15 protein-coding genes and 2 pseudogenes are annotated in these 16,155 nt (G+C 41.4%); 1 reads left to right on the forward strand and 16 read right to left on the reverse strand.

Annotation, left to right across the window (positions count from 1 at the left end; genetic code table 11):
• Position 1: 1 nt before the first annotated feature.
• From purR to HT732_RS01670, 15 genes and pseudogenes are all read right to left on the reverse strand, one after another.
• On the reverse strand, positions 2–829 hold the full coding sequence (gene purR, locus HT732_RS01600) for a pur operon repressor (RefSeq protein ID WP_025169708.1): 828 nt from the start codon (positions 827–829) through the stop codon (positions 2–4).
• Between the two features lie 105 nt (positions 830–934).
• On the reverse strand, positions 935–1,876 hold the full coding sequence (locus tag HT732_RS01605; protein WP_173253741.1) for a 3'-5' exoribonuclease YhaM family protein: 942 nt from the start codon (positions 1,874–1,876) through the stop codon (positions 935–937).
• A complete protein-coding gene (locus HT732_RS01610) occupies positions 1,866–3,122 on the reverse strand; it encodes a DNA recombination protein RmuC (protein WP_173253742.1) in 1,257 nt (418 codons plus the stop codon). Before HT732_RS01610 ends, HT732_RS01605 begins: the two co-directional genes overlap by 11 nt.
• A 1-nt stretch (position 3,123) precedes the next feature.
• Positions 3,124–3,786, reverse strand: a complete 663-nt coding sequence (locus HT732_RS01615) for a thiamine diphosphokinase (protein ID WP_173253743.1) — start codon at positions 3,784–3,786, stop codon at positions 3,124–3,126.
• Entirely contained in the window at positions 3,749–4,405 is a 657-nt protein-coding gene (gene rpe / locus HT732_RS01620) for a ribulose-phosphate 3-epimerase (protein ID WP_173253744.1), read from the reverse strand. Before rpe ends, HT732_RS01615 begins: the two co-directional genes overlap by 38 nt.
• A gap of 10 nt (positions 4,406–4,415) precedes the next feature.
• On the reverse strand, positions 4,416–5,294 hold the full coding sequence (rsgA, locus tag HT732_RS01625) for a ribosome small subunit-dependent GTPase A (RefSeq protein WP_173253745.1): 879 nt from the start codon (positions 5,292–5,294) through the stop codon (positions 4,416–4,418).
• 1 nt (position 5,295) lies between these two features.
• The gene (rsmA, locus tag HT732_RS01630) at positions 5,296–6,168 is read right to left on the reverse strand and encodes a 16S rRNA (adenine(1518)-N(6)/adenine(1519)-N(6))-dimethyltransferase RsmA (protein WP_173253746.1); all 873 of its coding nucleotides are present in this window, start codon (positions 6,166–6,168) and stop codon (positions 5,296–5,298) included.
• A gap of 130 nt (positions 6,169–6,298) precedes the next feature.
• The gene (locus HT732_RS01635) at positions 6,299–6,607 is read right to left on the reverse strand and encodes a hypothetical protein (protein WP_173253747.1); all 309 of its coding nucleotides are present in this window, start codon (positions 6,605–6,607) and stop codon (positions 6,299–6,301) included.
• Positions 6,600–7,241, reverse strand: a complete 642-nt coding sequence (locus HT732_RS01640; RefSeq protein WP_000565529.1) for an ABC transporter ATP-binding protein — start codon at positions 7,239–7,241, stop codon at positions 6,600–6,602. Before HT732_RS01640 ends, HT732_RS01635 begins: the two co-directional genes overlap by 8 nt.
• Before the next feature lies 1 nt (position 7,242).
• Entirely contained in the window at positions 7,243–9,273 is a 2,031-nt protein-coding gene (locus HT732_RS01645) for a bacteriocin-associated integral membrane family protein (protein WP_173253748.1), read from the reverse strand.
• A 76-nt stretch (positions 9,274–9,349) separates the two neighbouring features.
• A pseudogene (locus tag HT732_RS01650) lies at positions 9,350–9,645 on the reverse strand (lactococcin 972 family bacteriocin).
• A 763-nt stretch (positions 9,646–10,408) separates the two neighbouring features.
• A complete protein-coding gene (locus tag HT732_RS01655; protein ID WP_173253749.1) occupies positions 10,409–10,888 on the reverse strand; it encodes a hypothetical protein in 480 nt (159 codons plus the stop codon).
• A gap of 341 nt (positions 10,889–11,229) precedes the next feature.
• Positions 11,230–12,141, reverse strand: a complete 912-nt coding sequence (locus HT732_RS01660) for an XRE family transcriptional regulator (RefSeq protein ID WP_173253750.1) — start codon at positions 12,139–12,141, stop codon at positions 11,230–11,232.
• 71 nt (positions 12,142–12,212) lie between these two features.
• The gene (rnmV, locus tag HT732_RS01665; protein ID WP_173253751.1) at positions 12,213–12,773 is read right to left on the reverse strand and encodes a ribonuclease M5; all 561 of its coding nucleotides are present in this window, start codon (positions 12,771–12,773) and stop codon (positions 12,213–12,215) included.
• On the reverse strand, positions 12,773–13,546 hold the full coding sequence (locus HT732_RS01670; protein WP_173253752.1) for a TatD family hydrolase: 774 nt from the start codon (positions 13,544–13,546) through the stop codon (positions 12,773–12,775). Before HT732_RS01670 ends, rnmV begins: the two co-directional genes overlap by 1 nt.
• Before the next feature lie 157 nt (positions 13,547–13,703).
• Here HT732_RS01670 and HT732_RS01675 point away from each other — a divergent pair.
• Positions 13,704–13,859, forward strand: a pseudogene (locus HT732_RS01675) (amino acid permease); the annotation flags it as partial.
• Between the two features lie 219 nt (positions 13,860–14,078).
• On the opposite strand, the gene HT732_RS01680 reads toward HT732_RS01675, so the two are convergent.
• On the reverse strand, positions 14,079–16,043 hold the full coding sequence (locus tag HT732_RS01680; protein WP_173253754.1) for a peptide ABC transporter substrate-binding protein: 1,965 nt from the start codon (positions 16,041–16,043) through the stop codon (positions 14,079–14,081).
• Between the last annotated feature and the right edge of the window lie 112 nt (positions 16,044–16,155).

The following is a 16,155-nucleotide window of genomic DNA, read 5'->3' on the forward strand; positions in this document are numbered from 1 at the left end:
CTTATTTGTCTTCGTCAAAGATATTGCCAACCTCGACATCGATGGCTTGGTTCTTGACATCAATATTGGTGACCTTCAAGAGTGACTTGTAATCAAACTGCTTTTCACGTTCTTCTTGGGCATTATCCGCAAAGACTGCAACACCTGCCAGTTCTGAATCAAACTCACGCAAGAGACTGATCATCCCGTTGACCGTTCCTCCACCTTTTAAGAAGTCATCCACAATCAGGACACGACTGCCTGCCTTGAGACTGCGTTTTGAAAGGAACATTTTCTCAATGCGGTCACCACTTGAACCGGATACATAGTTGACGCTAACCGTTGAACCTTCGGTAATTTTCAGGTCACGGCGCACAATGACAAAGGGAACATTGAGGACATTGGCAACTGCATTTGCAAGCGGAACACCCTTAGTCGCTACTGTCATAACCGCGTCAATTTTTTGGTCCATAAAGCTCTTGGCAATAATGCGACCAATATTTTTCAAGATGGCTGGTGTGCTAAGCAAATCAGACAGGTAGATGTAGCCACCTGGCAAGATACGGTCACTTTCTGACAACTTGGCACGTAAGTCTTCAACCATTTCCTTAGCATCCTGACTCGAAATAGACGGTGTAAAGATAACACCTCCGCCAGCCCCAGTTACAGTCTGGATGTGACCAATTTCGATTTCCTCAAAGGCTCGTTTGATAATCACGATATCTTCTGAGATGGATGATTTAGCAGATTCATACTTTTCAGCAAAAGTATTGAGACTAGTTAGTTTATAAGGATGATTAATCAAATAGTTGGAAATGACAACCATCCGATCACTTCTTCTTAATTTCATTTCTATTTCCTACTTCATTTAATTTTGATATTTTATCTATTATACCATATTCACATAAAAAAACGAACATTCTTATCCTAAAAAATGCTCATTTTTCTTAAATTATTAATCTAAATCTGGTTTATAGAAGGAACGATTGTCCATAGCGAAGATTTTATTGGTCATCTCTCCTTTATCCACCAAAGCCAGAGCTGTTGACATCATCATCATGCTTGCATCCAGATTATCAATCATATGAATAATCTCTGCTTCCATAATACGTGGACGAACCGGGCTTCCATACTCAAGTAAGCCGTGGTGACTGAGGATGACGTGACGAAGCAGAACGACTTCTTCCTTGGTATCATCGATACCGAGTTCCATAACTGTCTTGGTAATTTCACTATCAATCAGAGCGATATGCCCAAGAAGATTACCTCGCACTGTATACTCAGTCTGATCTGGTCCCGTCAACTCAATGACTTTAGCTAAGTCATGTAGCATAATCCCAGCATAGAGCAGACTCTTATTGAGCTGAGGATAGACTTCGCTAATAGCATCTGCCAAACGCACCATGGTCGCCGTATGATAGGCCAAACCCGTTTCAAAGGCATGGTGGTTGGTCTTGGCAGCTGGATAGGAGTAGAATTCCTTGTCGTACTTGGTGTAGAGATTTCGGACAATTCGTTGCCAAACAGGATTTTCTATTTTGAAAATCATCTGAATCATATACTCTCGGATTTCCTTGACATCAACTGGCGACTTGACCTTGAAATCAGCCGGATCATTGGGTTCACCAGGTTGAGGCAGGCGGAGAGTAATTTGATTGACTTGAGGGGTGTTGTTATAAACTTCTCGGCGTCCTTTCATGTGGACAACCTTACCTGCAGTAAAGGCCTCAACGTTATGAGGTTGAGCATCCCAGAGCTTTCCATCAATCTCGCCACTATCATCTTGGAAGGTAAAAGCTAGGTAATTTTTCCCAGCGCGAGTTTGTCTCAGGTCAGCTGATTTGATTAGGTAAAAGCCTTCAAATAGCTCATCTTTTCTCATGTGACTAATCTTCATATTCTTCCTCATTTTCTTGGAAATGGAGTAGATCAAGCGCAGGCTCACCTTCTGACAACTCAATGTGACGGAGCGTCCGCTCGATAGCTGTGGTACGACGGTTTAATAATTCATCAATATTGCCAGAGGCATGTTGGAGATGCTTTTGTGCCTTGACCAGAATGCCACCAAACTTGCCAAACTCGGTCTTGACGCTGGCAAGAGTCTTACTGATATGGTCGGCACTCTTTTGGATATTAAGAGTCTTGAAACCAACTGATAGGGAATTGAGCAGGGCTGATAGGGTACTTGGACCTGCAACAATAATCTGCTCTTCCCGTCTCAAATCATCAAAGAAGACCGGATTGCGCACAATTTCTGAGTAGAGACCTTCTGTTGGCACAAACAGGACTCCAAAATTGGTCGTCCGAGGTGGTGCTATGTACTTGCTCTTGATATCCTTGGCAAATCGTTTGATGCTTGCTAGGAGCGACTTACGACAGCGTTCAATTTCGTCCTTGTCACCTGCTTCATAGGCTTCTTCTAGGCGGTAATAATCTGCTAGTGGAAACTTAGAGTCAATTGGCAGATAGACGTATTCCTGGTCGCCTTGACCAGGTAACTTGATAGCATACTCCACTCGTTCACTAGAGTTTTCAACCGTTGCATATTCTCGTTCATACTGGGCAGGGGTCATGATGTCTTCGATGATTTGTCCCAGTTGCAATTCTCCCAGAATCCCTCGCGTTTTGGTTCCAGAGAGAACCTTATTGAGGGCACCAACATCACGGGCAACTGTCTGCATTTCTCCAAGGCCACGATTGACAGACTCCAGTTGTTTGGAAACTGTCTCAAAGGAAGCTTGCAAGCGCGTCTGCAAGGTCTTTTCTAACTTTTCCTCGACTGTCTGGCGCATTTGTTCCAAACGTTGCTCATTTGATTCCTGCAAGGATTGGAGGCGTTGGTCGGTCTTGTCTCTGGTTTGGAGGAGACTCTCTGTCATTTCTTGACGGACTTGCGTCAGACCTTGGTGCAATTCCATTCGCACTTCTTGCAAGCGGTCGCTGACAACCACTTCCAAATCTTTTTGGTCTAACTGGCTGGCTTGTCTGGCTTGTTCAAAGCGGTAATCCAACTGATCTGACAAGTGATCTGCCTGATCCTCCAAACTCTTGCTGAGATGTTTTTCCTGCTTATCCTGCCTTTGCCAAATCAGAAAGATACCAGCTAGGTTGGCAATCAATAATAGAACAAGTAAACTTTCCATCCTACCTCCTGTCCTTGCTATGCAGCACGACCACATAGCCATCTGGGCAAGTCACCGACACTTCCCTATCTATATATTCGTTAGAAGCGTACACTTTTTTAAAGAAAAAATTCTCCTCTGTCAACTCATACTTAGCTCCGCGAATGGTCAGCTGGCTATCCCGAACCGGCATAAAAGCTAGATAGTCATAGTCTGAACGGGGATGTAGCTGACTGATCCCTTCTGGACAATAGGCAATCAAATTTTGCCCATCCTCAATTTCTATCTGGCGCATATAAGGCGCCAACTTGGGGTTGCTAGGAAGAAAAACATTGGCCAGCATATGGTCGATACGACCACCCAAAGCACCGAAAATAGTGACCACAGCCTGAGGATTTTTCTCAAAAATAGTCAAGAGAGCCAATTCCAGATCTGTATCATCCTTTTCTGGTCGGGCTTGGACAAAATGCTGAGCACGTTTTTGAATCACCTGTCGCTCTTCTGCAGTGACAGAATCAAAATCTCCAACCGCCAGAGCAAGAGGCAGATTTTCTTCCAAGACCCAGAGCGAGCCTCGATCCACACCGACAAAACTATCAAAGTCTGTCCGATAATGACCGCGATCTCCGCCTGCAAAAACGGCAACCCTAGTCCAGTTGTTTTCTGAGAGTTTGTACTCGCTCATTGACATCTCCCTTAAAGACATAGGAACCTGCTACAAAAACGGTCGCACCAGCTTCTTTGGCTAGAGCAATAGTTTGGTCATCAATCCCGCCATCCACTTCGATTTCAAAGTTCAAGCCTTTTTCATCACGAAGAGCAACCAACTCACGGACCTTATCCATGGTCTCTGGTAGAAAGGCTTGACCACCAAAGCCTGGGTTAACTGTCATGACTAAAACTTGGTCAACTAGATGAAGGACGTGCTTAATCGCCTCGACAGGCGTACCAGGGTTAATGACAACCGAAGGCTTGACACCGAGTGAACGAATCTTTTGGAGGGCACCATGAATATGAGGCGTTGCTTCCACATGGATACTGATAATATCCGCACCTGCACGCGCAAAGTCCTCTAAATGATGCTCAGGATTTGACACCATCAAGTGGCAGTCGAAAACCATCTTACTATGAGGACGAAGAGATTCGACCACACCCGCACCAAAACTGATTTGCGGTACAAAATGACCATCCATGATATCGATATGGGCATACTCTGCCCCAGTTGCTTCTAGGCGTTTGATTTCACGTTCAAAGTTGGCATAATCTGCTGCCAGAATTGACGGAGCAATCTTGTATTGAGACATAGGTTTCTCCTTATTTTGGAATTTTTTTGCTGACTTTTTTATAAGTTTCTCTGCGATTTTCAATCTCACTGAGGAATTGCAGGTAGTTGTCAAAACGGAAGGTGGCAATAATTCCTTCTTCTACAGCTGGCTTGACCGCACAAGAAGGCTCATGGGTATGGGTACAAGTGCGGAATTTGCAGTCTCGACTGACAGTGGCAATCTCTGGAAAGGCCTGATTGAGGTCTTCCGCCGTTGTCACTTCATAATCCAGTGATGAAAAACCTGGTGTATCCGCGATTTTGCCCCCATTAAGGTTGTAAAAACTAACAGCTCGAGTGGTATGGCGCCCACGACCCAGACTGTCTGAGATTTCTCCTGTTTCAAGATTGAGATCTGGTGCGATTTTATTGAGAAGAGTTGACTTCCCAACACCTGTCTGCCCCATAAAGACTGTAACCTTGCCTGTTAACAAAGGAAGGAATTCCTCTTTACTGGTCACAAAGTCATAGCCAATGTCACCATAAGTCTGCTGGTAAAAATCCAGTTCCCCTCTATCTTCCAGTAGGTCCATCTTGGAAATATAGACGATGGGATGGATGCCTTTGTGCTCCAAAAGAACCAAGAAACGATCCAACAAATTGCTGTTGAAATCAGGTTCTTTGACAGACATGATCACCACAGCTTGGTCAATATTGACAATAGGCGGACGGACTAGGCTATTTTTGCGTTCGTGAATCTTGAGAATATAGCCTTCTGAATTTTCCTCGGCAGAGAAATCGACCCAGTCCCCAACGTAAGGAGTATGGCCTTTTTTACGGAAATTCCCACGCGCGCGTGTTTGATAGACCTGGCCATCACTCTCTACATAGTAGAAGCCTGCCAAGGCCTTAATAATTTGTCCCTGCATCTTAGAGTCCTTGCCCTTTAAGCGCGTCTGCTAGGCTAGCAAACTCTGCCAAGCTGAGAGCTTCCCCACGTACACTTGGTGACAATCCTGCCTGGTCTAGAGCCTTGGTCAACTTGCCCTTGACTTCCTCGGTCTTGCCAAAGTAACCTGTCAAATTGTTCCACAAGGTCTTTCGGCGATGGGTGAAACTTGCCTTGGAAACCTTAAAGAAAAAGTTCTCGTCTTCCACTGCTACGGCTGGCTCTGGACGACGCACCATTTTCAAGATAGCTGAATCCACATTTGGCGCTGGCACAAAGACCGTACGAGGCACGATAAAGGCAACCTTGGCAGTCATGTAATACTGCACCGCAATCGACAAGCTACCATAAGCCTTGGTATTTGGTTGAGCGGAAATGCGGTCAGCTACCTCTTTTTGCATCATGACCACAAACTCACTAAAAGGAATGCCACTTTCAATCAAGTGCATGAGAATAGGCGTTGTGATGTAGTAAGGCAGATTAGCCACTACCTTGATTGGCAGGTCAGGATTTTTGAAATTCTGGATATGTTGGGCCAAATCGACCTTGAGAATGTCCTCGTTGACTACGGTCACATTGTCAAAATCACGCAAGGTATCTGCCAAAATAGGCACCAAACGGTGGTCGATCTCAAAGGCCATAACTTCTGCTGCACGCTCAGCCAAAAACTCCGTCAAGGCACCAATCCCTGGCCCGATTTCGATGACATTAACCTGGTCATCAATCTCAGCCGTATCCACGATTTTTTGAAGAATATTGGTATCCGTCAAGAAATTTTGCCCAAAGGACTTTTTAAAGGTAAAACCGTGACGCTCCAGCACTGCCTTGGTCACGCTATAATCTGCAATTCTCATCTATTCTCTTTTCTAATATCTGTTACTACTATTGTAACACATTCCCCTTGTATTTTGGGGGTGAAAATCATACCAAAATACTATCTTTCCTCATGAAGAAAGATAGTCTTGAAAATCTTTAAAAGGGGACTTAGCGCTTCTCTCGAAACATCCGTTCGAAAAAATCAGCTTCTTGATAACTTCGATTTTCAGGTAGGGTCAAATCTACATCCTCCTCCACGTCGTCCACTGTCAGTTCAACCGTTTGAGGTAAATTTTTCAAACGATAATGCTTTTGCCTTTGACCTTCAATGCTAGCAAAATCAAGCAAATAGCCATTCACTCGGATTTGAACTAAAAGAAGATGATTGGTAATATTTTCCATGATGAGAATATCTTCTAAACCACCTCTGGCGCTAGGATAATCAGATACCCTGCGAATACGAATTTTTTCACACATGAGCAAGCTCCCTCATATCAATGATTTCATCGGCCTTATTCCAGACTAGGGGATTATGGGTCGCAATGATGATCATTCGATTTTCATCTTTCAAGCCCACCAAGAGATTCATAACCTCCTCTGAATTTTCAGGATCAAGAGCTGCTGTTGGTTCATCTGCCAAAATCAAGGGTGGATTTTTCAAAATAGTCTTCGCAAGGGCAACTCGTTGAGCCTCTCCTCCAGATAAAGTATAAATTTTTTGTTCTAGATCCAAATACCCTAAATTAACCTTTTCTAAAGCCTCCACTTGCCTTTCCAAACGTTCTACTTTTGAGATTTTCTGACCAACAAAGCCCAAATCCAAATTCTCTTTGATTGATTGGTTTTCTAAAAGGCCAAAATTTTGAAAGAGATAGCCCATCTGGTCTCGAAAATACTCACGAGTGGGAATGGTTTTTAAATCTTTCCCCTGATAGAGAACCCTTCCTCCATCTATCTTTTCTAGTTTGCCTAAGATATTCAGCAGCGTCGTCTTTCCGCTCCCACTCTTTCCGATTAAGGCATAAACCTTGCCCTTCTCCAGCTTGAGATTCAAACCAGAGAAAATCGCGCGGTCATTAAACTTCTTTTCCAATCCTTGAATATCAATCATCTTATTTTCCTTTCAATACTGCCATGCTACCAGCTTCTTCTTTTTTGTCCTGCCTTACTAAAATCAAGAGGGCGTTAAGAGTAAATAAAGCTACAACTAAAGCGCTAATCAAGCTATCTCCTGTCAAAACACTAGATAGGATTAGGCCAAGCAAGAGAACTCCTCCTTGCGCCAGTAAGTACTTGCCATGAAGCTCATAAATTGTCATACCAGAAAGACGTTTAATCATAAGCTCCCGTCTAAACTGCTCAAAATAGAGAAGATTCATGGAATCAAATAACAAAATAGCCGTAGACAGAGTCAAAACAGTCCCAATAAGGAGAGAGTAAAACTCCATCCGTTTGTCATTTAGTACCTTGGCAAAAAATAGCTGGCTTTTTACCAAGTAAGAGACCTTGTGATACAGGCCTTGCTCTTTTAGAGCGGTGATGCTGTCTCCATATCGATCTAGTTTTAAGGCACTATTAGCCGTAGTTCCCCATAACATTCCTGCAACAGGTCTTGTTCCAGTCGCTTGCGGCGTTAAAACTACAATAATCGGATCTTTTAGGTACTGGCGTGTCGTCTTGTACCCATCGTTATAGAGGAAGCGTTCCTGTCCTGTTTCTGTAAAAGCTAGCCTTACCTGTGGGAGGTAGTGTTTCCGACTCGTCGCTTCTACACTTTCAGATGAAAAGTTTTGCAGGTAATCTGTAAACAATCCTTGGTAGTAGGCAGACTGCTCTCGCAAGCTCTCAGGCAAGATCAGCCCAAACTCTCCCTCAGATAAGTTTTGCATCTTGTCCATAAACTCTGAAGAAACGGTAATCTTTTCTTCTATCAGATAGCGCGGTGAGACATAGATAACATTCCCTGACGGTGTGTAGTCACTGAGACGATTGCCATCTAGGTCCACTTCTGCTCCATCTGAGAAATTGTCAACATTGCTCATGATATAAAAAGAGTCTGTATTGGCTAACCGTTCTTCAGTAAATGTCTGCCACTCACGATTATCCTTACGCATTCCTTCTTCATCGGCAAATGCACTAGACCAACCAAAGGATAGACGGTAACGATCTGAGGACTGACTCCATTTATCGCTAGCTCTCTCCATTTCCTGCATTTCACGGTAGTGGGGTAGGAGAGCAGTCGCACTCGATCCGACCACCAGTACGGCTAAGAGTTGCCCCACCATCATCAATGTCATCATACGTTTGAGAGGGAGTTTCCCTTTCAATAGATCCACCAGACTATTTTCTTGTAAACCAAGTAGATACACGACACTTAGTAAGGTAGAAATCCCTGCCAAGGTCAATCCATAAAGTAGAAGAGCAATGATGACAAGTTGCACCGTTGCCATAAACAAGGCACCTTGATACCAGAGAATCCCCAAGCCCAAAAGACTGGATACCAGTACCGAGAAAATAAGTTGTCTCACATCTTCTAACACCGGTCTGAGAGCAACCCCAAACAAGCTCTCACCAGCTATTAAGCGAATCCCTGCTTGACGAAGGGACTTGATCCGATAAATCAGGGTCAGACTCATAAAGGTCAGCAGAAAAATAGCTAGACTCAGTAGTCCCATTGGGGTAGCCGCCAATAATAAGACTATCGAAAATGGATCTTCTCCATTCGAAACAAAGCCTTGATAACCAAGTTCTTTCAAGGTGGTCTGTAAACTCACTCCATCCAAACTTCCTGACACAATCAAGTAAGACCCTAATAAATCACTCGTTTCTGCACTCTCCTTGGAGGAAATGGTCAGACCTGCTGGAAGCTCTCCCTGACCATAAGTGGCATAGGTAAAGCGTGTTTCTCCAGCTTCATTTGGCTCAACGATCCGACGGGCGATGAGACTATTTTGCTCTACCGCCAAGTGACTCAAAGCCTCTGTCACCTCTTCGCGACTAGCTACTGGTTGATTTATTACCATTCCTGTCACATCAACAGAAGGATAGTTACCAAATAAAATCTCTTCTCGATGGTCAACGGAAGTTATCACCATATAAAGCGATACTAATACCATTGAAATCAAAATAAATAAACGTTTCATCATTTCCTCCAAAAAGTTACTTGGTCACTTAGTGAGAAGATGACCAAGTAAAGATAAACAATAGGGCTATACCATTCTAAACATTATAGTAGAATGCAACTTTCTCTCCCCAAGAAGTACGAATCCATGCACGAGAAGTCCCTCCAGCACCAGCATATCCCTTATCAGATGAACTATTCCATCTGCTGGAAACCGTTGAACTATGGTATTTTGACGGGTGATAGTAGTTTGAGTAAGCACTGCCGTTAGCTGAACCATACGTCCAGACACCACCATCTGGATACTTAACCGCGGCCGATACTACTGCACTCTTCCACCTAATGTTGTTGCAACGCTCGCTACAAGGGCTAATTTTTTAACTGTTTGTTTCATATTAATACTCCTCTATTTTGATTACAAGATTGTTGAGTTATTTGCTCCTCTTTCCATTATCAACGTTGATACTATTATATTACTAAATGATATTCTAAAATTATTTGTTTTTCTCTAAATTGTCAAAATAGCACCCTGAAATGAACTTTTATAGTCATTATACTCCATCTCTATCACACTATCAAGGACATCAACGTCCTTAAAATCTAACTATTTCATATTATTTTTAGCTTATATCTAAAAAAACAGTTCTAAAGACGAACTTTAGAACTGTTTCAAGACCAGAACAAGGACATTATTGTCATTGTTTCACTATGTTTATAAATATTCTTACCCTATTATAAAACGAAGGACACATAAAAAGGTGCCTATTTGATGTACTCTGATTGCAAAATACCACAAAGTAAATTTAACATAATCTCCAATCATTCGTATAAACAATTGTGTGAAACTAATCCGAGAAAAATCAATCACTAGTTGTCAGAGACTTTTTTTAGGATTATTGTTTATTACTCGCAAATGGTAAACACGGATTATTCCTACTACTATGAGAACAACTAAATAAGACTGAGTACAGAATTATTTCTTTAAATTATTCGTTTCCTTCTTTATAAAACGGATATGTAACTATTATACCCAAAGTACTAATTATAATTTTAAAGATTGCACCTAAAATATTTAAAGTTGATAAATCAAGTATTCCGTGTATTAGGTATAGTAGACAGAAAAAGAATGGAAGGTATTTTTTTAATTTTTTCATAAACTATAGTGCTATCAAGGTCAAAGCTTTAGCTACTGTCCAAGCCATCCAATCTGGCATACCTGCACGCTTACAAGCCTGGTAGATTCCATCTTCAATCCAACCAGTAAAGTGTTCTAGTGTACTCAATATGCCATTCAATCCTATATATTGATTTATCCATCTTTTAACATTCGAAGGGAGTTTACTATAACCTTTTCGAATAGCTGTAACTGAAAAAGACCACTTTCCTCTGTCCATTTTAGCAGCTTGGATATCCTCTTGCGAAACAGTATCTTTATCAAATTCTAATATACGTCCGTTATCTACGTAGATATGTTTTCCTTCACTATTAGTTGCCGTAGAACGTTTTGAAACTTGAGTTGCTTTATCCGAAACTGAATATGTAGAAGCAAAAGCAGTTGCAGATGGGAGAGCAACAGTACTTAATGTTAAAAAGCAACTTAAAACAATTGCTGTTTTTGTTAAAATCTTATTTTTCATTTTATTTTCTCCTCGAAATATACATTTTTATCATAACTATCCTAATAAACTGACACTTTGCCCTAAAGAATCTATTTTGAAACTAAGTAGACATAACTAAATTTTATTTAAACCACCAAGTAACTAAATAAAATAAACTAAAAAAGTTCATACTGTAATCTCCTTTCACATTTTAATTAATTATAAATTATTCTTAAATAAACTCAAAGGACATCAATGTCCTTAAAATATAACCATTTCGTGTCATTTTTAGCTTATATATAAAAAAACAGTCCTAAAGACGAACTTTAGAACTATTTCAATACTAGAACAAGGACATTTTTGTCACTGATTCACTATGTTTATAAATATTTTTTTAAATCTTCTTGCCATTGTTTCTCCAACATAGTAACTAAATAAGAATTTTCTATTATATCAGCAAATAGCTTCGATTTCTGATAGAACTGTTCGGCAGAAACATAATCATTGTTTATTATTAGAGATAATTTCCACTCCAACATTAATATAATTGGCTTCTTCTGGAAATCTTGTGTTTTTTCCATTATATGATTAAGGCTAAAGATATAAGATTCTAGTGAATCATAAGACGACAAATTATCCAAACAGGCTAGACCCGAAAACAAAGTGTTACTTAAAGCAAACAGATATTCTGGTGCAATCAATTCTACATGATTTGTCAAACGAACTAAAAACGAATGAATTCTGTTAATTTCTTCAATTTGATTTTGACCTTGTTTTATCTTTGTAAGCACTATAGCAAAATATAAATTGATGACTTCTAATTCATTTATCAAAAACAATTCTTTATCATAAATTCTTTTAAAATAATCGTCCAGTACGGTTTCCCCATATTCTGGTCGTCCGCTTCGAATGACATCTATCGTTGCTCTAGTAGCTTCAAACCATACTTTTTCCTCACTAGGAAGTTGCTCATAAAACAAGTTCTCTATCTCTTCCAAACACGCTTCCTTCTTATCGTACTCCTCTTCTTTACCATAGATTGGTTCACGTAAAATCTGGTATTTCAATTCTAAATAAGCAGAAGGAAGAGCTGAAAAATCCGGCATAAGGCTATAAGCTGGAACTCCTAACCGGCGAGCAATATAGTCTAACTTGGGCAAACTTGGTTGCGAAGCTCCACTTTCAATTCGCGATAGTTGACGAACCGTCAGTTCTTGCTCATCTCCACAAAAATCTGGACGACTAATTCCTTTTTCTATCCGAATCTCTTTAATTTTTTGACCAATTAACATCAGACACCTCCTCTTCTACCTACTTCGAAAAATACTGTGAAACTTAAAAAATTGTAACGGCTACATCTTTCCTACTCATAAGATTTCATAGCTTCTTCCACTTCTGCCAAGGTGACTCCAAACAACTCCAGGCGTTTGAGGAGTTGCTTACCGTTGGAATAACCAATTCGGAGAGCCTCTCCTAGATATTCTCGTCGCTTACGACTATCTGCTCCCGCTAGAAAACCAAGGCGAATCAAGTCGCTACGACTGATGTCAAACTGACTCTCATGTTCAAATTGCTCTGTCACCTGAGCGAGAGCCGTTTTCAGGTCTTCATAGTTGGCATGCTCAATTCCCAGAGACCGCCCCTTGGTTTTGGACTTGGGAACAGCTTCATCTCGCTTGAGGAAGGCATGCTGAACTGTTGGAATGGCCGTCATAATCATGCGACGAATCCGCTCCCCATTAAAATCTGGGTCTGTAAAGACAATGACTCCATGACGTTGGTGCAGGCGCTGAATCCGCTCTAGATCCTGCTCATTGATGGCAGAACCTCGTGTCTCATAGGTCTCTACATCGAAATAGCGTTTGAGATTGGCCGTATCATCACGCCCTTCAACCACGATGACTTGGGAAATTTTCTCTTTCATTACTTGCTATCCAATCCAAAAATTCGTTCTGCATTTGCAGTTGTTACCGCCGATAACTCCTCGGTCGTCATGCCACGCAAATCCGCGATAAAATCTACTACATAGCGAGTATAGGCTGTTTTGTTTTCGCGACCACGCTTGGGTACAGGTGCTAAGTAGGGCGCATCCGTTTCCACCAAAATCTTGTCCAAAGGAAGTTCTCTAGCAACTTCTTGGATATCGGTTGCCTTCTTGAAGGTCACCACTCCTGAGAAGGAAATGGTCATGCCAAGCTCGACAAACTTCTCTGCCCATTCAAGAGTTCCTGAGAAAGAATGCATAATGCCACCTCGAGGGCCAACGCCCTCACTTTTGATAATCTCATAGGTATCCTCCAGCGCATCACGGGTATGAACAACAAAAGGCAAATCCAAGTCCTTAGATAGCTGAATCTGACGGCGAAAAACCTGCTCCTGCACCTCTTTTGGCGCTGTCATCCAATGATAATCCAAACCAATCTCACCTAAAGCAATAACCTTGGGATGCTTGAGCTTATCAAGCAAGTAGGCTTCAATCTCCCCCGTGTAAGTCCCTGCTTCTGTCGGATGCCAACCGATAGTCGCATAGAGCTGGTCATACTCATCTACCAACTCCAAGGCACGCTCAATCGTCGGTTTATCAAAACCAACAATATTCATCTGTGTCACACCCATCTCAGCAGCCAAGGCAATTTCTTCTGCCTCACGACCTGCAAATTCTTCTACATTCAAGTGTGTATGTGTATCAAAAATCATCTCTTCTAACCTCGTTTTCTATCTACTATTATAGCAAAAAAACTGACCTCTCTCCTCGCCTGTAAAAAATATTCTAAAATCTATTGTCATCTCTTGACGCTATTTTTTCAAAGCAGTATAATAGCACTTATTGAAATTTTCAGTAAAGGAAAATACCATGTTTACAAAATTAAAACATACCTTTATCGGTCGTCCTCTTAAGTCATTAACTGAAGGCGAAGGGGGACTACTGGGAAAAATGCAGGCACTAGCCATGTTGTCAAGCGACGCTCTCTCCTCCATAGCCTACGGACCTGAACAAGTAGTCCTCATCCCCAGTTCCTCCCTAATAAACCTTGGCAAAATATCTTGCACAATCAGATGAGTCTCAAACTCAAATATGCCCTTCGTTGCCACCAGGACGTCGTTTTCGCTAGCTACTCCTATCACTCAAAAGAATAAAGAAAAGGCCCTACCAGAACCAATAAGCGTCTGGTAAGGCCTTTTTCTGAATCCTGTCACTAGGCTTAACTAAAAAGCATGACTAGGAATATTATTGAATGTGGTTAGCTAAATCTTCCTGAGCTTTTTTATTTGACTCAGCTTTTTCTTTTAACCATTTTTCATAGAGTTCTTGGTACTGTTTCGCAGTTACCGGCTCTTTTTGCAGTTCAACATATTTGTAGTTGTCAGCATCTCCCTTATGACCAACGAAAGAGAAAGCTCCTGTAAACGGTACAGTCTTACGGAAGATTGGGTTGGCTCCGCCACTTTGAACTGGTAGGAAGAGGGCGCTGTCAGTCAACCAAGCTTGGACTTCAGCAAATTTTTCATAACGAGCCTGAGTATTTTCAACTTCGCTATCTGCTTCATCTAGTAACTTTTTGTAAGCAGAAAGTCCAATTTTTTCTTTTACTTCATTATCTTTTCCAGCAGTCAAACCAATATTGTTAAGCTGAGAACCTGACTCTGGATCCAAGAGATCAAGATAAGTTTTCGGATCTGAGTAATCTCCGCTCCAACCTGAAATATCAATGTCATAGTCCTTTTGTTCAGCTGTATCTGCAAAGAATGTAGCTTGGTCCTTCTCGTCTGGAGAAAGTTGAATCACGTCAATCACAACGTTGTCCGCCCCAAGGGTTTCTTCCACTGTCTGCTTAAAGGAACTTGCTTGTTGCACATCTAACTTGGCCGTCTGGTCAACCGGCATATCCAAATGAATTGGGAAGGTCACGCCTTCTGCTTGCAAGGTTTCTTTAGCTTTAGCAAATGCTGCCTTGGCTTTTTCAGCATTCAAAAAGGCAGGTTGCGCATCATTCAAATTGATATTCGACCACTCTGTACCATAGTTAATAATCTTTTCATTGACAATATCTCCAAAGTTTTTACCACCGATTTGGACAAAATCACTTGGGATAAGCGTGTTACGCAAGATACGGTCTGCTCCATCTTCACCATTTGTCTGCGCTGCATAAGCATGACGGTCAAAGGCAAAGTTGACAGCCTGACGGAAATCCTTATTTTGCATGGCTGCAAGTGAATCTGTCTTTTCCTTATCAGACTGTTTCATGGTCTGCTTGTAGCTTTGACGATTAACGTTAAAAAGATAATAGAATGTAATTGAGTTTTGTGGTGTGTAGGTGATTTTGTCCTCATTCCCTTTTTTCAACTGATTAAACACTGAACTTGTCGGGAAGATACGACCGTCCGAGTAGTTCCCTTCCAAAAATCCTCTCGCTAAACTATCTTGATCAGAACCGTCAAAGAAAGAGAGCTTCACTTTCTCAATTTTCACATTGTCCTTATCCCAGTAATTAGGATTTTTATCAAATTCAATCAAAGATTTCGATGAGAAAGATTTAAACAAGTAAGGACCATTTGACAAGATACTGGATGGTGTTACACTTCCAAAGTCATCTCCCTTAGATTTCAAAAAAGCTTCATTTACAGGACTCAAAATGCCCCCAGTAGTCTTAGAATTCCAGTAAGATTCCGGCTTATTCAAAGTATATTGAAGAGTATAGTCATCCACTGCCTTAACACCAACAGTTTCAAAGTCAGATGTTTCCCCCTCAACGTAGTCTGCGAGGCCCTTGATAGAGTCTTGAACCAAGTACAAGTTTTCAGCCTTTTTATCAGCTGCATACTTGAGACCTGTCACAAAGTCATGAGCCGTTACATCCGCATACTCTTCGCCCTCTGAAGTGTACCATTTCGCCCCCTGACGGATCTTATAAGTGTAGGTCAAACCATCTTTTGACACCGTCCATGACTCAGCCATAGATGGAATGAGATTACCATACTTATCATTTTCTAACAAGCCATCAATCAGGTTAGTCGTGATACTAGAAGTGGAACCACGTGTTGACGTAATGTAGTCCAAGGTATCAGGATTACTAGTAAATACATAAGAGTAGGTTTTCTCAGCATTACTAGATTGGGAAGACCCACACGCTGCTAAAGCTAGACCTGCTGTCAAAGCCATAGCTCCAAAAAGCATAACTTTTGATTTCTTCATGATTATTCTCCATTTTTTACAGTATGTGAAATATTATACACCATTTGAGGAAAAATATAAAGTCTTTTGAACTTTTTTACAAAAATAAAAATCAGTAGACTCGAGTTCCTAC

Source organism: Streptococcus sp. 5346 (assembly GCF_013277455.1).
In the GTDB taxonomy this organism is placed as follows: Bacteria; Bacillota; Bacilli; order Lactobacillales; family Streptococcaceae; genus Streptococcus.